The organism is Microbacterium resistens (genome assembly GCF_021172025.1).
Classification (GTDB): domain Bacteria; phylum Actinomycetota; class Actinomycetes; order Actinomycetales; family Microbacteriaceae; genus Microbacterium; species Microbacterium resistens.
Genome location: NZ_CP082781.1, coordinates 3,478,910 through 3,497,455, shown reverse-complemented (window position 1 = coordinate 3,497,455; position 18,546 = coordinate 3,478,910). Strand labels below are relative to the sequence as shown.

Genomic DNA, 18,546 nt, shown 5'->3' with positions numbered 1-18,546 from the left:
CCATCCCGCGTCCCCGGGTCTCACGCGTGCGCCGGCGCCGCCTCGATCGACGTCCGGGTCACGCGCTTGCGGAAGACCCAGTACGTCCACGCCTGGTAGGCGAGAACGAGCGGCATCGCGATGAGCGCGGTCCACGTCATGATCTGGAGCGTGTAGGGCGTGCTGGACGCGTTCTCGATCGTCAGGCCGAAGGCCGGATCCGTCGTCGACGGCAGGACGTTCGGGAAGAGCGCCCCGAAGAGCATGACGACCGCGGCGAGGGTCGTGACCATCCCCGCGACGAACGCCCAGCCCTCGCGCCCGCGGGCGGTGAACAGCACCGAGGCGAGCAGCGCGACCGCGGCGAGCGCGCCGAAGACGACGACCATCGCGAGCAGCGACGGGCGTCCGGCCGCGATCACGATCGTCCAGACCACCGTCGCCGCCGCGGCGAGCACGGTCGGGAGCGACGCACGCAGCGCCAGGCGTCGGGCGTTCTCGCGCACCGGCCCGTCCGTCTTCAGCGCGACGAACGTCACACCGTGCAGGAAGAACAGCAGGAGCGTCGTGACGCCGACGAGCAGGCCGTACGGGTTCAGGAGCGTGAACAGGCTCCCCGTGAAGACGTGGTCCTCGTTTAGCGGGACGCCCTGCACGATGTTGCCGAACGCCACGCCCCACAGCAGGGCCGGGACGGCGGAGCCCACGACGATCATCGTGTCGAAGCGGCGCTTCCAGCGCGGGTCGTCGCGCTGGTGCCGGTACTCGAACGACACGCCCCGCAGGATCAGGGCCAGCAGGATGATCAGCAGCGGCAGGTAGAACCCGCTGAACAGCGATGCGTACCACTCCGGGAACGACGCGAACAGGCACGCGCCGGCCACGATCACCCAGGTCTCATTGAGATCCCAGACCGGCCCGATGGTGTTGATGATCTGCCGACGGGAGACATCGTCCTTGCCGAGGAACGGCAGCGACATCCCGACGCCGAAGTCGAACCCATCGAGCACGAAGTAGCCGACGAAGAGGAACGCGACGATCCAGAACCAGAGGTATGCGAGATCCATGACCATCCTCCTCAGTAGACGACCGACGAGACGCCGCCGGGGGTTCCGGCCTCGTCCGCGTCCGCGGGCTTCTCGGTGGTGTCCGGCCCCTTCTGGGCGGCGCGGATGATGAGCGCGACCTCCACCACGGCGAGCGCGGCGTAGATGGCGGTAAAGCAGATGAGAGAGATCAGGACCTCGACCCCGCTGACGCCGGGCGAGACGCCGTCGCGCGTCGTCATGAGGCTGAACACGATCCAGGGCTGCCTGCCCATCTCGGTGAAGACCCAGCCGACGATGTTCGCGCCGAGGGCGAGCGGGTAGGACCAGATCGCGATCTTCCACATCCACGCGGCCGGCTCGCTCTTCGCGCTCTTGCGCGTGACCCAGAGGCCCACGAGGGCGATGAAGGCGTGGAGCATGCCGAGCCCGATCATCCAGCGGAACGCCCAGTAGGTGACCCAGAGGATCGGGGTGAACTCGGTCAGGCCGGTGTCCGCGAACCGCTCCGCGTACTCGGCGTTCAGATCGTTGATGCCGTGCACGCAGCCGTCGACGGTGTGCGTGGACAGCAGCGACAGCAGGTAGGGAACCCGGATGGAGAAGAGGTCCGTCTTCCCGTCCGGGGTGCCGAGCGTGAAGAGGCTGAAGGCCGCATCCTTGCCGCACACGGTGTTGAACGTCGCCTCGGCGGCCGCCATCTTCATCGGCTGCGTCGCGTACATCGCCAGGCCCAGCTGGTCGCCCGTGAGGACCACCCCCGCGGTGGAGACGAGCATCGCCCACAGGCCGAAGCGCAGCGAGATCCGCATCGTCGACGTGTGCTGCCCGCGGTACAGGTGCCAGGCGGAGGTGGAGATCACGACACCGGCGGCGAACATGAACGCGCCGAAGATGGTGTGCGGGAACGCGGTCACGGCCACCGGGTTGGTCAGCAGCGCCCCGAAGTCGACGAGCTCGGCGCGGTTGGTGGCGGCGTTGTACTCGTATCCGACCGGGTTCTGCATGAACGCGTTGGCCGCGATGATGAAGTACGCGGAGAGGATCGACCCGACGACCACGCACCAGATCGTGGCGAGGTGCAGCTTCGGCGGGAGCTTGTCCCACCCGAAGATCCACAGCCCGATGAACGTCGCCTCGAAGAAGAAGGCCAGCAGTCCCTCGAACGCGAGCGGGGCGCCGAACACGTCGCCGACGAAGCGGGAGTAGTCGGACCAGTTCATCCCGAACTGGAACTCCTGCACGATGCCGGTGACCACGCCCATGGCGAAGTTGATGAGGAAGATCTTCGCGAACAGGCGGGTGAGGTGCAGGTACTCGATCTTGGCGGTGCGCACCCACATCGTCTGGAAGATCGCGGTGACCGTGGCCATCCCGATCGTCAGCGGGACGAACAGGTAGTGGTACACCGTCGTCAGTCCGAACTGCCAGCGTGAGAGCACCAGCGGGTCGAGCCATTCCATGTGCTGCTCCTTCCTCGTCCGTCAGCCGCGCGCTGCGGCGGTCAGCAGCTCGGTGGTCAGCTGCACGGTGCATTCCTCGGGCCGGTCGGCCGCGCGCACGCACTCGGCCGACAGCGGGCCGCCCGCCTCGGCGAGCACGCCCTGCATGAGCCCCAGGTGGACCTGGCACAGCACCGGCCGGTGCTCGGGCCGGGCGGCCGCGTGCGGGCACGGGGTGAGCTCGACCCGCAGGCCGTCGTCGGCGACGACCGGCTCGAATCCGCTCTCCTCGAGGTGCTCGACGAGCGCGTCGAGCTGGTAGGTGGCCTCGCGTCCCAGCTCCGACCCCTCGGTTCGGAGGAGGCGCCGCATGAGATCGCCCCGCTCGGCCGCGGCGGACACCTTCCTGCGGGCGACCGGGCTGGACGCGTCCGGGGCGCCGGTGGCGGCGCTGTAGAGCGTCCGGGGGCGGCCTCGAGTCGTCCGGCGCTCGGTGCTCTGGATCACGTACCCGCCCTCGATGAGCCGCTGCAGGTGCTCGCGGATCGTGTTGGCGTGGAGCCCGGTGGCCTCGGTCAGCTCGCCGATCGTGCGCGGGGACCGCGACTGCACCAGGTGCAAGATCCGCACCCGGGAGTAGCTGGAGATCGGCCCGCAAACGGGCGCACCGTTGGCCATGGCTCCATTATTGCCAGGCCACGGACGCCTTCTGAGGCTTCGGGCCGTGAATAATCGCGCTTCCGATAGGTATTGCTGATCGTGACGATTCCCCTTCCGGATGCGCGCCCTCCGCGCGCCCCGCCGTGCCCCGCCCTCCCCGCCGCGCCCCGCCGCGCGCCCCGCCGCGCCCCGCCGCGCGCGCTGCCGTGCCGTGTCGAGCCGACGCGTCCGCCCCGCTGCGTCGCTGCGCCGACGCGCCCGCGCCGCCGCGCCGAGCCGTGCGCTCTCGGGTCCCCGTTGTCGAGTGGTCAGTTTCTGTGGGTTGCGCGGCCGTCAACCCACAGAAACTGACCACTCGACAAGCGCCTCCGGTCGCGGGCGAGAGGACGCGTGTGCCGAGGCCGGGACGAGCGGCGAGCGACCGCACGGAGGCGGGCGGCGTGCGGCTGGCTAGGCTGACGGGATGACCGACACGACTCCGCACGACGCCGTGCGCGCCGCCGTGCTGACGGTGTCCGACCGCTCCGCCGCAGGTGAGCGCCCGGACGACGCGGGTCCCGTCGCGGTCGCCGCCCTGCGCGCCTCGGGCTTCGCCTGCGACGACGCCCTCGTCGTGGCGGACGGTGCCGACAGCGTCGCTGCGGGTCTTCGCCGGCTGCTCGCCGGCGGCGCGCGGCTCGTCGTCACCTCCGGCGGCACCGGGATCGCGCCGCGGGATCAGACCCCCGAGGGGACGATGCGGGTCATCGACCGGACGCTCCCGGGGATCGCCGAGGAGCTGCGCCGCCAGTCCGCCGCGGTCGCGCCCGGCGCTCTCCTCTCGCGCGGCGTCGCCGGGGTGTCCGGCACGGCGCTGATCGTGAACCTCCCCGGTTCCCCCAAGGCCGTCGCCGAGGGCATGCCGCTCGTGCTCTCCCTCGCCCGCCACGCTCTCGACCAGCTCACGGGCGGGGACCACTGCCCCGTCCAGGTCTCCTCCCGTCCCGCCCAGGTCTCCTCCCGTCCCGCCCAGGTCTTCTCCCGTCCCGTGCCGCCGTTCCGTCCCTGCCCCTGACCGCGAAACCCCCTCGAAGAGCCGAAACCCCCTCGTAAATACGTGAATACGAGGGGGTATCGACGCGGAGAGGGGGTACCGACGGAAGTGGGTTCGAAGAGGCACCCCGAACGACTCCCGGTACCGACCGCAGGATCCGCTTGGGACCGACAACTACTCGCGCGAAACCCCCTCCCAGCGCCGATACCCCCTCGCAGATACGTGAATACGAGGGGGTATCGACGCGGAGAGGGGGTTTCGGCGAGATGGATCCGAGGTGCCACCCGAACGACGTCAGGTCCGATCCGGATGGGCCCGCGACCCCGCCAGGCCGGACGGGAGCTCAGAGCTCCATGACGTCCACGAGGTCGCCGCCCGACACGCGCTCCACCTCGGCGGGGACGATCGCGTACGCCTCCGCCGCGCCCAGCCCCACGGCCAGGTGCGAGCCGGATCCGCCGCCCGTGGCCGGACGTACCCGCGGCGCCGCGGGGTCGCTCCGGTCGATCACCGCCGGCAGGTACTGACGCCGGCCGGGCGGCGTGCCCCACTCGACCGCGGCCGGCAGACGCAACAGAGGACGGTGCACCGCCGTGCGTCCCTGCATCGCCAGCAGCGCCGGGCGCACGAACACCTCGAAGGATACCGCGGCGCTGACCGGGTTGCCCGGCAGCCCGAAGAGCAGGAGGCCGTCCTCCGTGACCCCGAAGCCCTGCGGCTTGCCCGGCTGCATCGCGATCCGGACGAACTCCATGTCGGCGGCGAGGGTCTGGCGCACGACCTCGTACGCGCCCGCGCTCACCCCGCCGGAGAAGACGACGACCTCGGCGCCGTGTGTCCGCGCCTCGCGCACGGCCTCGGCGGGCCCCGCACCCTCGTCGTCCACCACGACCCGGAGGACGACCTCTGCCTCGGCGTCCTCGGCGAGGGCCGCGAGCAGGATGCCGTTGGAGTCCGGGATCCGTCCGCGAGACAGCGGGCTTCCGGGCGTCACGAGCTCGGATCCGGTCGAGACGATCGCGACGCGAGGACGCTCGGAGACGCGGACCTCGGCGATCCCTGCCGAGGCGAGCGCGCCGAGCTGACGCGCGCCGAGGAGCGTCCCTGCGGGAAGCACGCGATCGCCGGGGGCGACGTCGTCTCCGGCACGGCGCACGAACGTTCCGGCGGCCCGCGGCGCACGGCGCACCACGGCCGTGTCCAGGGAGTCCGCCAGCCCGCCCTCGGTGTCCTCGAAAGGCACGATCGCATCGGCGGCGGACGGCACGGGGGCGCCGGTCATGATGCGCACCGCCGACCCGGCCGGCATCTCGGGATCGAGATCGCTGCCCGCCGGGACGTCCGCGACCACCCGCAGCCTCACCGGCTCGTCCGCCGAGGCGTTCGCGACGTCCTCGAATCGCACGGCAAACCCGTCCATCGCGGAGTTGTCGAAGGGAGGGACCGCGCTGCGCGCCTGCGCGTCCTCGGCCAGGGTGCGCCCCGCGGCCTCGGCGAGCGGGACAGCGCGGACGGCGGCCCGGGTGATGCGGTCGAGGATGCGAAGCTGCTGCTCCTCGACGCTGCGGAAGTCGCTCATCCTCCGAGGCTACCCACCCCGACCCTCCCGCGCGGGTTCAGGCGAACGCACCAGATCAGGCCTGCGCCACCATAACCCGCCTGACCTGGCGCGAGTGCCTGAACCCGTGACACGAACAAGCGGCCACCCCGCGACCGGCCCACGACCGGCGCACCCCGTCCGAGCCACCCCACGGCCACGCCGAAACAGGCGAACGCGCCAGATCAGGCCTGCGCCACCACGATCCGCCTGACCTGACGCGACTGCCTGAACCCGCGACACGAACAAGCCCCCTCCCTACCCGACCGCGCGCGGCGCGACGTCGGAGGGGGCGGATAGCCTGAATCCATGGCCACCCGTCGTCCCGCCCCCGCCGCGTACGTCTGCTCGGAATGCGGTTGGACGACCGTGAAGTGGGTCGGCCGCTGCGGCGAGTGCCAGCAGTGGGGCACGGTCGTCGAGCAGGCCGCTCGCAGCGGGATCGTCCGCCAGGTGTCCGCGGTCGCCCCGGTCGCCGGACGCCAGGCGCGGCCGATCACGGCGGTGACCACGCAGGAGTCTCCGCGGCGCTCGACCGGCGTCGCCGAGTTCGATCGGGTCCTCGGCGGCGGGATCGTCCCCGGAGCCGCGATCCTGCTCAGCGGGGAGCCCGGCGTCGGCAAGTCCACCCTTCTGCTCGAGGTCGCCGCGGCGAGCGCCCGCGCCGGCCGTCGCGTCCTCTACGCCAGCGCCGAGGAGTCTACCGCGCAGGTCCGCCTCCGCGCGGAGCGCACGGGCGCGCTGCACGACGAGCTCTACCTCGCCAGCGAGACCGATCTCGCGACGGTCCTCGGACACATCGACGAGGTCGCGCCCGACCTGGTGATCGTCGATTCCGTGCAGACCGTGGCCTCGGCGCTCGTCGACGGCGCGGCCGGCCAGCCCAGTCAGGTGCGGGAGGTCGCCTCCGCGCTGATCCGCATCGCCAAGGAACGGGACCTGCCGATCGTGATCGTCGGTCACGTCACCAAGGACGGCCAGGTCGCCGGACCACGCGTCCTGGAGCACCTCGTCGACGTCGTGTGCCACTTCGAGGGCGACCGGCAGACCGCCCTGCGCTTCGTGCGGGCTCTGAAGAACCGCTTCGGGCCGACCGACGAGGTGGGGTGCTTCGAGATGACCGGCGACGGCATCGCCGAGGTTCCGGATCCGAGCAGCCTCTTCCTCTCGCACGGGCGCCCGGAGCCCGGAACGTGCGTGGCCATCGCCCTGGAGGGGCGTCGCGCCCTGCCCGTCGAGGTGCAGGCGCTGACGATCCCGAGCACCGCCCCGAACCCCCGCCGCGTGGTCAACGGCCTGGACGCGTCACGGGTGGCGATGGTGCTCGCCGTGCTCGAACGCCGCGCCGGCGTGAAGACCAGCGACAAGGACGTGTACGTGTCGACGGTGGGCGGGGTGCGCTTCACGGAGCCCGCCGCGGATCTCGCCATCGCGATCGCCGTCGCGGGAACGCTGGCCAACAGCGCGGTGCCGAGGACGCTCGCCGCCGTGGGCGAGCTGAGTCTCGCGGGCGAGGTCCGGCCGGTCACCCAGGCGGCGCAGCGCCGGGCCGAGGCCGCGCGGCTCGGATACGCGCACGTGATCGACGACCGATCCGGGACGCTGCGCGCCGCGATCGACGACGTCCGCGCGAGGACCGCTCCCCGCCGCGAGGCCGAGGTCCCCGCGTTCTGACCTGTTCACCGCCTGGTTCCGCTCACGGTCTGGGACCGACGGTCCGGCGTGGAGGACTCAGACCTCGAGGGCGCGCAGGAGCTCGTCCGGCGGCGCCTGCATGGGATGCGGGCCCGCGATGTCGAGGAACACGGTCGTGATCGTGTCCCGGTGCGTCGTCAGGAACGAGCGCAGCCAGGCCGGCGAGTAGATGCCCACGCCCGGCGGCAGGTTCGCCGGCTTGTGGGCTGCGTCGCTGAACAGCAGGAGCGCCACGTCCCCGGTGGAGGGGTCCCGGTAGGTCCAGACCTCGCCGCCGTCGAGCGGGTTGTCGCGCGCGCCCGGACGGATGAGCGGGACGACCGTGTTGCCGTTGCGCAGCGCCAGGGCGACCGCCGCCATGTCCTGCTTCTCGAGGGCATGAGCCAGCGCCTCGGATCGGAACGCCTCGGGAGCGGGCGCCTTCTTCTTCGCCTTCTTCGCGGCCATCCTCCCAGCCTAGGAGAACGGAACCCCCCGAACGCTCATTTTGGGGACTGGGCGTCGAGGGGTTCCTGAAACCTCCGGAAGCGGCGAATGTCGATGCGCTGGGGACGCGGGGATTCGACGCCACTGGGGATGGCTGCCGCCCGATGCGCGGAGGCTAGATCCATGGTATCCCAAACAAACGCCGCTGTCATCGCGTGCGCGGCGTCACTCCAGTGTGAACGCCGTGCTCTGCGCGCTGTCGAACCCGCCGATCGACACGCTCAGGTGATAGGTCGCCCCGCCCCCGGGGGCCCGCTGACGCTCCGCCGATCCGCACGTCTCGGGCGTGGATCGCGTGCGGTCCCAGGCCACGGGCTGAGAGCTGGTGACGGTGGATCCCGCCTTGAGGGTCACCACCATGTCGCTGGGGTTCTGCTGGCAGTCGGTCGATCGCCACCACACGTCGTCGCCGCTCTTGATCTCGAAGCGCTGCTGCGTCGTCCCGACGTTGATCGTGCAGTCCTGGGCGCCCGTGTTCGTGAGCGAGATCGAGAGCTGCGGCTGCACGTCGGGGCCGTAGGACGAGGCGTCCGTGACCGCCGCGACGGCGATCCCGGCCGCCTGACATGCGCCGGTCCCGTCCTCCGGCGGTGGTGTCGCGCCCTCCGAGGCCGGCGGGCTCGTCTCCGCGCCCGCTCCGCCGGCGGCCGGGGGCGCGGTGCTCGTCGCCGGGTCCGGAGACGCGGACGAGGACGCGCTCGGCGCCGGAGTCGGACCGGAGCCCTCGGACCAGGATCGGGCGATCAGGGACCAGACGAGGACGACCAGGATCGCGAGGACCACGATGACCCCGCCGAAGAACACGATCCTGCGGCGACGGTAGACCGCAGCGGACTGACGGGGGTTCATGGCTCCAGGCTACGTCGAGCCGAGGCTCCGACGACATGCGACGCCCCGGTCACAGCCGCTTGAGCATCCGCGTGTTGCCGAGCGTGTTGGGCTTGACGTGGGCCAGGTCGAGGAACTCCGCGACCCCCTCGTCGCCGCTGCGCAGCAGCTGCGCGTACACATCGGGATCCACGACCTGTTCGCCGATGGGCTCGAATCCGCGACGGGTGAAGAAGTCCACCTCGAAGGTGAGACAGAAGAGGCGCGTGAGCCCGAGACCGCGCGCGTTCTCCTCCAACCGCTCCACGATCCGCCGGCCGACGCCGTGCCGCAGCCAGTCCTCGCGCACGAGCAGCGTGCGCACCTCGCCGAGATCCTCCCACATGACGTGCAGGGCTCCGCAGCCGATCAGCTCGCCGTCCTGCTCCGCGACCACGAACTCCTGGACCGCCCCGTAGAGCACCGCGAGGTCCTTGCCGAGCAGGATGCGTCGCTCCACCAACGGCTCCAGCAGTCCGTGGATGCCGAGGATGTCGGTGCTGCGCGCGGCGCGGACGGTGTAGCTCACGTCATCCAGCCTAGAACCGGCAGCCGCGTCGCCCGTGCAGGACGACCCCGCCCCGGCCGCCTCTCGTCCGCCTCTCGTCCGCACAGCAGACGCTCCGCATCGCCGCTGCCCCCGATCGAGTGGTCAGTTTCTGTGGGTTCAGAGCCGCGCAACCCACAGAAAGTGACCACTCGATACTCGACCGGAGACGACGAAGGGGCGGATGCCGAAGCATCCGCCCCTTCGTCGTCGATCCGGGATCACTCGCCGCTGGCGACCGCCAGGTCCGGGGTGGCCGAGATGTCGCCGCCGGTGTTCACGCCGACCGAGACGCGCTCGCCCCGCGGGCCGTGCTCGAACTGGAACTCGCCGTCCGCGAAGTCGACCTTCACGTGGTCGCCGGAGTCCAGCTCGCCGTGCAGGATCTTCTCGCTGAGCCGGTCCTCGACCTCGTGCTGCATCGCGCGGCGCAGCGGCCGGGCCCCGAGCGCCGGGTCGAAGCCGACCTCGATGAGGCGCTCCTTGGCGGCCTGGGACAGCTCGATCGTCATGTCGCGGTCCAGCAGACGCTCGCCCAGACGCTTCGTGAAGAGGTCCACGATCTGGATGAGCTCCGTCTTCGACAGCTGCGGGAACACGATGATGTCGTCGACACGGTTCAGGAACTCGGGCTTGAAGTTGCGCTTCAGCTCCTCGTTCACCTTGCCCTTCATCCGCTCGTAGCTGGTGGAGTTGTCTCCCTCGATCTGGAACCCGACGGGACCGCCCGCGATGTCACGCGCACCGAGGTTGGTGGTCATGATGATCACGGTGTTCTTGAAGTCCACGATCCGGCCCTGGCCGTCGGTGAGACGACCCTCCTCGAGGATCTGCAGGAGAGAGTTGAAGATGTCCGGGTGCGCCTTCTCGATCTCGTCGAAGAGCACGACCGAGAACGGCTTGCGCCGAACCTTCTCGGTGAGCTGCCCGCCCTCCTCGAAGCCGACGAATCCGGGAGGCGCGCCGAACAGGCGGGAGACCGTGTGCTTCTCGCCGAACTCGCTCATGTCGAGCGAGATCAGCGCCGCCTCGTCGTCGAACAGGAACTCGGCCAGCGCCTTGGCCAGCTCGGTCTTGCCGACGCCGGTGGGACCGGCGAAGATGAACGACCCCGACGGACGCTTGGGGTCCTTCAGGCCCGCACGCTGACGACGGATCGTCTTCGACAGGGCCGCGATGGCCTCCTCCTGGCCGATGACGCGCTGGTGCAGCGCCTTCTCCATGAAGACGAGGCGGCTGGACTCCTCCTCGGTGAGCTTGAACACCGGGATGCCCGTGGCCTGGGCCAGCACCTCTGCGATCAGGCCCTCGTCGACGACCGCCTGCGTGGCGACGTCACCGGAACGCCACTGCTTCTCCAGGCGCAGCCGCTCGGCGAGCAGCTCCTTCTCCTGGTCGCGCAGCGACGCCGCCTTTTCGAAGTCCTGCTCCTCGCTGGCCGCCTCCTTCTCCTCGCGGACCTTGGCGATCTTCTCGTCGAACTCGCGCAGCTCCGGAGGGGAGGACAGGATCGACAGCCGCAGGCGTGCGCCCGCCTCGTCGATCAGGTCGATGGCCTTGTCGGGCAGGAAGCGGTCGCTCACGTAGCGGTCGGCGAGGTTCGCCGCGGCGACGAGCGCGCCGTCGGTGATCTGCACCTTGTGGTGCGCCTCGTAGCGGTCGCGCAGGCCCTTGAGGATGTTGATCGCGTGCGGAAGGCTCGGCTCCTGCACCTGGATCGGCTGGAACCGGCGCTCCAGCGCGGCGTCCTTCTCGAAGTGCTTGCGGTACTCGTCGAGCGTGGTGGCGCCGATGGTCTGGAGCTCCCCGCGAGCGAGCAGCGGCTTCAGGATGCTGGCCGCGTCGATCGCGCCCTCGGCGGCGCCCGCACCCACGAGGGTGTGGATCTCGTCGATGAAGACGATGATGTCGCCGCGCGTGCGGATCTCCTTGGTGACCTTCTTCAGGCGCTCCTCGAAGTCGCCGCGGTAGCGGGATCCGGCGATGAGCGAGCCGAGGTCCAGCGAGTAGAGCTGCTTGTCCTTCAGCGTCTCGGGGACATCGCCCTTCACGATCGCCTGGGCCAGCCCCTCCACGACGGCGGTCTTGCCGACGCCGGGCTCGCCGATCAGGACGGGGTTGTTCTTGGAGCGGCGGGACAGGATCTGCATGACCCGCTCGATCTCCTTCTCGCGCCCGATCACGGGGTCGAGCTTGTTGTCCCGCGCGGCCTGGGTCAGGTTGCGACCGAACTGGTCGAGGACCTGCGAGCCGCCCTGCGCCGACTGCTGCGAGTCGTGCGCGGCGCCGGAGACGGCCGCGGGCTCGCGCCCGGGCGACCCGGACAGCATCTGGATGACCTGCTGGCGCACCTTGTTCAGGTCGGCGCCGAGCTTGACCAGCACCTGGGCCGCCACGCCCTCGCCCTCACGGATGAGGCCGAGGAGGATGTGCTCGGTGCCGATGTAGTTGTGGCCGAGCTGCAGCGCCTCGCGCAGGCTCAGCTCCAGGACCTTCTTGGCCCGCGGGGTGAAGGGGATGTGCCCGGTCGGCTGCTGCTGACCCTGGCCGATGATGTCCTGCACCTGCTCGCGGACGGCGTCGAGGGAGATCCCCAGCGACTCCAGCGCCTTGGCGGCGGCGCCCTCGCCCTCGTGGATGAGCCCGAGCAGGATGTGCTCGGTGCCGATGTAGTTGTGGTTGAGCATCTTCGCCTCTTCCTGGGCGAGGACGACCACACGACGGGCTCGGTCGGTGAATCTCTCGAACATGTCACTCCTTGTTCGCGTGCCCGTCTGCACGGGCCGTGGGCACTTTCCGTGCCGGTACATCGAGAGTAACCAGCGCGCGGGCGGCGTATGCCCGTGTTCGCCGTCGGCATACCCCCTGGCGCCGCGCGGCGTCGCATGGGTGCTTCCGACCGTCGCGCGGAGTGGCGCGAGACAACCTCCCCCGCCGGTCGTTGAGCGACACTTCGACTCGCTGCGCTCGCTCAGTGCAGGTCTCCGCGAGACGAAACGCGGTCAGCACGTTTCGACTCGTCGCTGCGCTCCTCGCTCAACGACCGGGAGAGGTATCGGTCGTTGAGCGAGCGAAGCGAGACGAAACGCGGTCCTTCCGTTGACACCCTTATCGACAATCGTTATTGTTAACGAAAATCGATAAGTACCGGATCCGGTGCCCCGCACCGAAGGAGGAGTCATGACCACCGCACCCGCCCGCCACTCCCGCGGCGACGCCGTGGCACTCGGTGTGATCGCCACGGCCGCGGTCAGCGTCGCGATCGCATCGATCGTGGCGATCGCGGTGCGCGCCGCGGACCTGTTCAGTGCACAGGTCTCGGTGCCGATGCCCGTGCACGACGCCGAATCCGTCGCAGCGCTCGCGGATGCTCCCGGCATCGCCTCGTCGCAGTACGCCTCCGCCGTCGTCACGTTCACAGACCTCGCCGCCGGGGCCCGTTGGCTCCTCCTGCTCGAAGGCGCGCTTCCCGCGCTGGCGACGGTGGGGGTCTGCGCGGTCGCCTGGTGGCTCGGCGTCTCGCTCATCCGGTCGCGGCCGTTCCGCACGTCGATGTCCTGGACGCTCGGGATCGCGGCGGTCCTGGTCCTCGCCGGCGGGATCCTCGGCCAGGCCGCCGGCGCCTTCGGGCGCGCGGTGGCGGTCGACGCCCTCGCCTCCGTGGATCCGGGTGTGCACGACGTCCTCTGGCCCCTTCTCGCGGAGATCGACCTCGCCCCCGTCGGATGGGGGTTCGCGCTCGCGCTCGTCGCGTCCGCGTTCTCGCTCGGCACCCGACTGCAGAAGGACACGGAGGGACTCGTATGACCCCGGCCGCGCAGGACGACGAGGACACCGGCATCCACTGTCGCCTCGACGAACTGCTCACCGAGCGCGGGATGACCCTGACCCAGCTCAGCGATCGGGTCGGCGTCAGCATCGTGAACCTGTCGGTGCTCAAGAACGACCGGGCACGCGCGATCCGCTACTCCACGCTCCGCGCCATCTGCGACGTGCTGGACTGCGAGGTCGGCGACCTGCTCGTCCTCGCCCCGCGCTAGGCGGTCGGGGACTCCGGGCTCGCCGCTCCGGGCGCCGCCGGAGCGACCGGAGGCGCCGGCGGCTCGGCCGGGACAGCCTGGTCCGACAAAGCCCGCGGGACCGCTGCTGTCGGGTCCGTCGTCTCCACGGGCTCGACGACGACCGCCGTCCCGTACGCACAGACCTCGCTGAACCCGCCGATGGAGTCGGTGTCGAAGCGCATGGCGACGATCGCGTTCGCTCCGCGTTGCACCGCCTCCGCCCACATCCGGTTCATCACTTCGTACCGGCTCTCGTACATCACCTTCGTGAACTCGGGGATCTCCCCTCCGGCCAGCGATCGGAACCCGGCCGTGAAACCCTGCCCGAAGTTCGTCGACCGCACCGTGAGACCCATGACCTCGCCGAGCACTCGGGTGATCCGATAGCCGGGGACGTCGTTCGTCGTGACCATGAACATGCGCACATCCTGGCACGCGCCTCGGGCGTTTCGACTCGCTGTTGTCGCTCAACGACCGGGGAGGGGGCGTCACGGTTCGTCACGAACGCCGCGGGAATACCGACGGCTGCATACCGTTGACCCACACGGTGCATCCGCGCCCGCACACACGACCCCGGAGTCCTCATGTCCACCACCGCCGTGCGCCGTCCGAAGGCGCCCGACACCCGCGGACCCGTCCGCAAGCTGCTGACCTCCTTCGGCTTCCAGATCGTCGCCGCACTCGTCCTCGGCATCGGCGTCGGCCTGCTCGGCGTCCAGCTCGGCGCCTCGCCGGAGAACCCCACGGCGCTCTCCGACACGCTGAGCAAGATCGGCAGCTCCTACGTCACGATCCTGCGCGCCGCCGTGGTCCCGCTCATCTTCACCGCGATCGTCGCCAGCATCTCCAACCTCCGCCGCGTCCAGAACGCCGCCCGCCTCGCCGGGCAGACGCTGCTGTGGTTCGCGATCACCGCGTTCATCGCCGTGGTGATCGGCATCGGGCTCGGCCTCGTGCTGCAGCCGGGCAACCGCGCGGGCGAGGGCCTCGAGACCGGCGAGCCCTACACCGTCGGCACGTGGTGGAACTTCCTGCTCGGGCTCATCCCGCAGAACTTCCTCGGCCTGTCCGTGAGCACCTCCGAGAACGACGGCGTGCTCGCCTCCTCGGTCAACTTCAACATCCTCCAGATCATCGTCGTCGCCGTGGTCGTCGGCATCGCCGCACTGAAGGCCGGCAAGAAGGCCGAGCCGTTCCTCGCGTTCACCGAGTCGCTGCTGAAGGTCATCCAGCGGGTGCTGTGGTGGATCATCCGCCTCGCGCCGATCGGCACCTTCGGGCTCATCGGATCCGCCGTGATCCAGTACGGCTGGGGCAAGCTCACGTCCCTCGCGTGGTTCGCCGGCGCGATCTACATCGGGCTCGCGCTCGTGCTCTTCGTCGTCTACCCGATCCTGGTGAAGACCCACGGCCTGTCGATCAAGCAGTACTTCTCCGGCGTCTGGCCGGCGGTGCAGCTCGCCTTCGTCAGCCGCTCGTCGATCGGCACGCTGCCCCTCACCGAGCGCGTCACCGAGCGCAACCTCGGCGTTCCCCGCGCGTACGCCTCCTTCGCGGTGCCGCTCGGCGCGACCACCAAGATGGACGGCTGCGCCGCGATCTACCCGGCCATCGCCGCGATCTTCGTCGCGCAGTTCTTCGGCATCGAGCTGAACCTCGTGCAGTACCTGCTGATCGTCATCGTCTCCGTGGTCGGCTCCGCCGCGACCGCCGGCACCACCGGCGCCGTGGTCATGCTCACGCTGACCCTCTCCACCCTGGGTCTGCCGCTGGAGGGCGTGGGCCTGCTGCTGGCGATCGACCCGATCCTCGACATGGGACGCACCGCGGTGAACGTCGCCGGCCAGGCGCTCGTGCCGGCGATCGTCGCCAAGCGCGAGGGGATCCTCGACGAGGAGCTGTACAACGCCCCGCGTCGCGGCCTGCCCTTCGCCGAGGAGGACGACGCCGACGAGACGCCCGCTGACACCGAGGCGGACGCGGCGGCCGCGGGCTCCCGGGACGACGCCGCCGATACGGACGCCGTCGCCGCGCGCTGACGCGCATCGCAGAGGATCCTGCCGTCACCGGTTCCCCGGGGCGGCAGGATCCTCTGCGTGGGGACGCCAGCGCGCCGGTCGCCGGAACGCGTCCCGGTGACGAGCGCGCCCGAGTGACAGGCAGCGGCGCGGGTCCTCAGCGGTCGCGACGGGCGTCCGCACGGGTGTCCAGGGCGAGCTCCTCGGCGTCCATCGCGACGATCAGCTCCCGCATGACCTCCTCGTTCAGCTCCCCGGCGTCCCGCTCCTGGAGCAGCACATCGCGGCGCACCTCGATCCACCCCTTGGACAGGGACATGAGGTCCGCCTTCGACGGCATCGGGACGCGCTCCTCGGCCTGCGCCCTCTCGGTGTCCTTGCCGATCCGGATCATCCGGCGCGCGAACTGATCGAAGCGCTCCGTCGACTCGGGCCCGTACTTCTCCTCCCAGAGCGTCCGCTGTCGCGCGAGGTAGTCCGCGCCCGCCTCGCGCGTGCGGCTGAGCACCTGGTCGATCTGCCGTGCGTCCTCGGCGGCCTCGTCGTCGTCCGCGATCCGCATCCATCGGATGAGCGGCGGCAGCGTCAGCCCCTGCAGCAGGAGCGTTCCCACGGTCACGACGAAGGCGACCACGACGATCGCGTGCGCGGCGGCCTCGTCCAGACCGGCGAGATCGGCGGCGGCCAGCGCCGTCGCCAGCGTCACGACCCCGCGCATCCCCGCCCACGACACCACGACGTTGTCGCGGGCCGACAGCTGCGGCTCGACCATCCGCCGGCGCAGCTGCTCGGCCGTCATCGGCCGGCCGCGACGCCCCGAACGGCGATGCGCCTCCTCCGCGCGCTGCTCCCACTGCTGCATCCGCCCCTGGGCGACCTGGCGCTCCCACCTCCGCATCCGGAACCCCTGCCACATCTGGCCCCACGCCGAGGCGGGGAAGACGAAGGCCGGTCGGACCAGGAGCACGACGAGGAGCACGACCCCCGACAGCGCGAGGACCGACCCGACGTCGCCCTCGTCGAGCTCGCTGATCACCCGCGGCAGCTGGAGACCGATGTACGCGAAGACGAACGACTCCAGGAGGAAGTCGGCCGAGAGCCAGATCGGCGTCTCCTGCTGCCGCGTCGCGTAGCTCGTCCGAGGCGCGTTGAACCCCACGACCAGGCCCATCGCCACCACGCCGAGGACGCCGGATCCGCCCAGGTGCTCCGTGATGGCGTAGATCCCGAACGGCGCGAGCAGGCCGAAGGTGCCGTTGACGACCGGATCCGAGATCCGCATCCGCAGCACGTGCAGGCCGGATCCGGCGAGGACGCCGATCCCGACGCCGACGACCACCGCGACGACGAACTGCCACACGCCGTCCCACACGGTCAGCGTCGCGCCCGCGACGATCGCGGCGAACACGCGGTACAGGGTGAGCGAGGTGGCGTCGTTGATGAGGCTCTCCCCCGACAGCACGGTCATGATGCGTCGCGGCAGCCCCAGCTTGCGGCCGATCGCGGCCGCCGAGACGGCATCCGGCGGAGCCACGATCGCCCCGAGCAGGAGCGCGCCGGGGAGCGTCAGGGACGGCATCAGCAGCCAGGCCACCAGCCCGACGGCCGCCGCGGTGACGACGACGAGCCCCACTCCGAGCCGCCGGATCTGGGGCATGCTGCGGCGGAAGCTCACGAACGACACGTCCAGCGCCGCGGAGTACAGCAGCGGCGGCAGCACGAGGTTCAGCAGGATGTGCCCGTCGATGGAGAGATTCGGCACCGCGGGGATGAACGCGACGGCGAGCGCGACCGTCGTGACCAGCAGGGGCGCCGGCCAGCCGCGCCACCGTGCGATGGCCGCGACGAGCACGGAACCGACGAGGACGTAGAAGATCTCGGCATCCATGCGGCAAGGGTAACGGTGCGACCGCCCGCGGCTCCCGACGGCCCACGGCTCCGACCGACGGGAATGCGTTCGCGCGTGCACCGGTTGCCCCTGAGGATGAGTACCGCGTCCCCCGCCCTGTCCGTCCTCGATCTCGTCCCCGTGCGCACCGGCCAGACCAGTGCGCAGGCGATGACGTCGTCGCTCGCCCTCGCCCAGCGCGCCGACGAGCTCGGCTTCCGGCGCTACTGGTTCGCCGAGCACCACAACATGCCGGCCGTCGCCTCCACGACGCCGCCGGTGCTGATCGCGGCGGCGGCGACGCGCACCCGGCGCATCCGCGTCGGCTCCGGCGGGGTGATGCTCCCCAACCACGCCCCGCTCATCGTGGCCGAGCAGTTCGCCGCCCTCGAGGCCCTGGCGCCGGGACGCATCGATCTCGGGATCGGCCGGGCGCCGGGCAGCGACCCCGTCATCACGCAGCTCCTTCGCGCCTCCGGCACGGCCGGCGACGTGGAGCGCTTCCCCTCCCACGTGCAGGACATCGCGCTCATGCTGCAGGCGGCCGGCGCCACGGTCCAGTTCACCAGCGGCGGCGAGTACCAGGTCCATTCCACGCCCGCCGCCGAGGGAGCCCCGGAGATCTGGCTCCTGGGATCCAGCGACTACTCGGCGCAGCTGGCCGCGTCCCTCGGCCTGCCCTACGTCTTCGCCAACCACTTCTCCGGCACCGGCCTCGACCGCGCCCTGTCCCTCTACCGGTCGGCGTACCGTCCGAGCGAGGCGCACCCGGAGCCGCGCACCTTCCTCACCGCCAACGTCGTCGCGGCCCCCACGGCAGAAGAGGCGGAGGCGCGCGCCCTGCCGCAGCTGCGGATGATGGCCCGGCTCCGGCTGAACCGCCCGCTCGTCCCGCTGGAGACCGTCGAGGAGGCCCGTGCCGCCCTCGCTGCGGCACCGGACCCGCAGGAGGAGCAGATCCACGCCGCCGCCAAGGCGAACTGGTTCGTCGGGGACGCCGCGTCCGTGCGCGACGAGCTGGCGGCGTTCGCCGAGCAGCACGGCGTCGACGAGATCATGCTCTCCCCGGTCGCCGGATCGTTCGCGGAGGAGCCCCTCGACGAGACCCGCGGCCGCGTTCAGAGCCTGGAGCTGCTCGCCGGCTGACCCGCCCGCCCGGCACCGCCGGTCAGCCACGGTTCAGCACGGCCCGCGCGATCGACACCGCGAGTCGGTACAGGCGGGACC

General features: G+C 70.8%; 15 protein-coding genes and 1 pseudogene. 6 read left to right on the top strand and 10 right to left on the bottom strand.

From position 1 onward, the window contains the following. Window positions 1-20: 20 nt before the first annotated feature. From cydB to K8F61_RS16470, 3 genes are read right to left on the bottom strand one after another with little or no spacing between them, the layout of a single operon-like run. Window positions 21-1,046, bottom strand: a complete 1,026-nt coding sequence (gene cydB, locus K8F61_RS16480; protein WP_067250622.1) for a cytochrome d ubiquinol oxidase subunit II — start codon at window positions 1,044-1,046, stop codon at window positions 21-23. A gap of 11 nt (window positions 1,047-1,057) precedes the next feature. Beyond that, a complete protein-coding gene (locus K8F61_RS16475; RefSeq protein ID WP_231819905.1) occupies window positions 1,058-2,488 on the bottom strand; it encodes a cytochrome ubiquinol oxidase subunit I in 1,431 nt (476 codons plus the stop codon). A gap of 21 nt (window positions 2,489-2,509) precedes the next feature. Next, entirely contained in the window at window positions 2,510-3,145 is a 636-nt protein-coding gene (locus tag K8F61_RS16470) for a helix-turn-helix transcriptional regulator (RefSeq protein ID WP_067250628.1), read from the bottom strand. Between the two features lie 445 nt (window positions 3,146-3,590). Between K8F61_RS16470 and K8F61_RS16465 the strand changes: the two are divergent. Next, window positions 3,591-4,085, top strand: a pseudogene (locus tag K8F61_RS16465) (MogA/MoaB family molybdenum cofactor biosynthesis protein); the annotation flags it as partial. Window positions 4,086-4,503: 418 nt separating this feature from the next. Here the strand turns inward: K8F61_RS16465 and K8F61_RS16460 are convergent. Beyond that, entirely contained in the window at window positions 4,504-5,739 is a 1,236-nt protein-coding gene (locus tag K8F61_RS16460; protein WP_231819903.1) for a molybdopterin molybdotransferase MoeA, read from the bottom strand. A gap of 327 nt (window positions 5,740-6,066) precedes the next feature. Between K8F61_RS16460 and radA the strand changes: the two genes are divergently transcribed. Further along, on the top strand, window positions 6,067-7,431 hold the full coding sequence (gene radA, locus K8F61_RS16455) for a DNA repair protein RadA (RefSeq protein WP_219086176.1): 1,365 nt from the start codon (window positions 6,067-6,069) through the stop codon (window positions 7,429-7,431). A gap of 57 nt (window positions 7,432-7,488) precedes the next feature. Here radA and K8F61_RS16450 read toward each other — a convergent pair whose 3' ends face one another. The 4 genes from K8F61_RS16450 to K8F61_RS16435 all read right to left on the bottom strand — a co-directional run bounded on the left by K8F61_RS16450 (window position 7,489) and on the right by K8F61_RS16435 (window position 12,102). Continuing rightward, window positions 7,489-7,899 (bottom strand): dehydrogenase, encoded by a 411-nt coding sequence (locus K8F61_RS16450; RefSeq protein ID WP_231819902.1) that lies wholly within the window; start codon window positions 7,897-7,899, stop codon window positions 7,489-7,491. Window positions 7,900-8,103: 204 nt separating this feature from the next. Further along, window positions 8,104-8,787 carry a hypothetical protein gene (locus tag K8F61_RS16445; RefSeq protein ID WP_231819901.1) on the bottom strand — a complete coding sequence of 228 codons (684 nt, stop codon included), beginning with the start codon at window positions 8,785-8,787 and terminating at the stop codon, window positions 8,104-8,106. 49 nt (window positions 8,788-8,836) lie between these two features. Continuing rightward, window positions 8,837-9,334, bottom strand: coding sequence for an amino-acid N-acetyltransferase (locus tag K8F61_RS16440; RefSeq protein WP_231819899.1), 498 nt, complete (start codon window positions 9,332-9,334; stop codon window positions 8,837-8,839). Window positions 9,335-9,573: 239 nt separating this feature from the next. Beyond that, window positions 9,574-12,102 carry an ATP-dependent Clp protease ATP-binding subunit gene (locus tag K8F61_RS16435; protein WP_067249982.1) on the bottom strand — a complete coding sequence of 843 codons (2,529 nt, stop codon included), beginning with the start codon at window positions 12,100-12,102 and terminating at the stop codon, window positions 9,574-9,576. Between the two features lie 430 nt (window positions 12,103-12,532). Here K8F61_RS16435 and K8F61_RS16430 point away from each other — a divergent pair, with 430 nt between their 5' ends. After that, complete coding sequence (locus K8F61_RS16430) at window positions 12,533-13,159, top strand: hypothetical protein (protein ID WP_231819897.1); 627 nt, start codon at window positions 12,533-12,535, stop codon at window positions 13,157-13,159. Further along, a complete protein-coding gene (locus tag K8F61_RS16425) occupies window positions 13,156-13,392 on the top strand; it encodes a helix-turn-helix domain-containing protein (protein ID WP_231819895.1) in 237 nt (78 codons plus the stop codon). Before K8F61_RS16430 ends, K8F61_RS16425 begins: the two co-directional genes overlap by 4 nt. Here K8F61_RS16425 and K8F61_RS16420 read toward each other — a convergent pair. Beyond that, entirely contained in the window at window positions 13,389-13,832 is a 444-nt protein-coding gene (locus K8F61_RS16420) for a YbjQ family protein (RefSeq protein WP_231819894.1), read from the bottom strand. The two genes, K8F61_RS16425 and K8F61_RS16420, sit on opposite strands and share 4 nt — an antisense overlap. 165 nt (window positions 13,833-13,997) lie before the next feature. On the opposite strand from K8F61_RS16420, the gene K8F61_RS16415 reads away from it, so the two are divergent. Continuing rightward, window positions 13,998-15,452 carry a dicarboxylate/amino acid:cation symporter gene (locus K8F61_RS16415; protein WP_067249578.1) on the top strand — a complete coding sequence of 485 codons (1,455 nt, stop codon included), beginning with the start codon at window positions 13,998-14,000 and terminating at the stop codon, window positions 15,450-15,452. 136 nt (window positions 15,453-15,588) lie between these two features. Here K8F61_RS16415 and K8F61_RS16410 read toward each other — a convergent pair whose 3' ends face one another. Next, complete coding sequence (locus K8F61_RS16410; protein WP_067249574.1) at window positions 15,589-17,319, bottom strand: cation:proton antiporter; 1,731 nt, start codon at window positions 17,317-17,319, stop codon at window positions 15,589-15,591. 96 nt (window positions 17,320-17,415) lie between these two features. Here K8F61_RS16410 and K8F61_RS16405 point away from each other — a divergent pair, with 96 nt between their 5' ends. Further along, window positions 17,416-18,465: an LLM class flavin-dependent oxidoreductase gene (locus K8F61_RS16405; protein ID WP_231819893.1), complete on the top strand. Its 1,050-nt coding sequence runs from the start codon at window positions 17,416-17,418 to the stop codon at window positions 18,463-18,465. Window positions 18,466-18,546 lie beyond the last annotated feature (81 nt).

Coding starts and splice junctions, on each gene's coding strand:
- K8F61_RS16410 (WP_067249574.1), bottom strand. CDS start 17,319: ATGGATGCCGAGATCTTCTACGTCCTCGTCGGTTCCGTGCTCGTCGCG.
- K8F61_RS16415 (WP_067249578.1), top strand. CDS start 13,998: ATGTCCACCACCGCCGTGCGCCGTCCGAAGGCGCCCGACACCCGCGGA.
- K8F61_RS16420 (WP_231819894.1), bottom strand. CDS start 13,832: ATGTTCATGGTCACGACGAACGACGTCCCCGGCTATCGGATCACCCGA.
- K8F61_RS16475 (WP_231819905.1), bottom strand. CDS start 2,488: ATGGAATGGCTCGACCCGCTGGTGCTCTCACGCTGGCAGTTCGGACTG.
- K8F61_RS16425 (WP_231819895.1), top strand. CDS start 13,156: ATGACCCCGGCCGCGCAGGACGACGAGGACACCGGCATCCACTGTCGC.
- cydB (WP_067250622.1), bottom strand. CDS start 1,046: ATGGATCTCGCATACCTCTGGTTCTGGATCGTCGCGTTCCTCTTCGTC.
- K8F61_RS16460 (WP_231819903.1), bottom strand. CDS start 5,739: ATGAGCGACTTCCGCAGCGTCGAGGAGCAGCAGCTTCGCATCCTCGAC.
- radA (WP_219086176.1), top strand. CDS start 6,067: ATGGCCACCCGTCGTCCCGCCCCCGCCGCGTACGTCTGCTCGGAATGC.
- K8F61_RS16435 (WP_067249982.1), bottom strand. CDS start 12,102: ATGTTCGAGAGATTCACCGACCGAGCCCGTCGTGTGGTCGTCCTCGCC.
- K8F61_RS16445 (WP_231819901.1), bottom strand. CDS start 8,787: ATGAACCCCCGTCAGTCCGCTGCGGTCTACCGTCGCCGCAGGATCGTG.
- K8F61_RS16450 (WP_231819902.1), bottom strand. CDS start 7,899: ATGGCCGCGAAGAAGGCGAAGAAGAAGGCGCCCGCTCCCGAGGCGTTC.
- K8F61_RS16430 (WP_231819897.1), top strand. CDS start 12,533: ATGACCACCGCACCCGCCCGCCACTCCCGCGGCGACGCCGTGGCACTC.
- K8F61_RS16405 (WP_231819893.1), top strand. CDS start 17,416: ATGAGTACCGCGTCCCCCGCCCTGTCCGTCCTCGATCTCGTCCCCGTG.
- K8F61_RS16470 (WP_067250628.1), bottom strand. CDS start 3,145: ATGGCCAACGGTGCGCCCGTTTGCGGGCCGATCTCCAGCTACTCCCGG.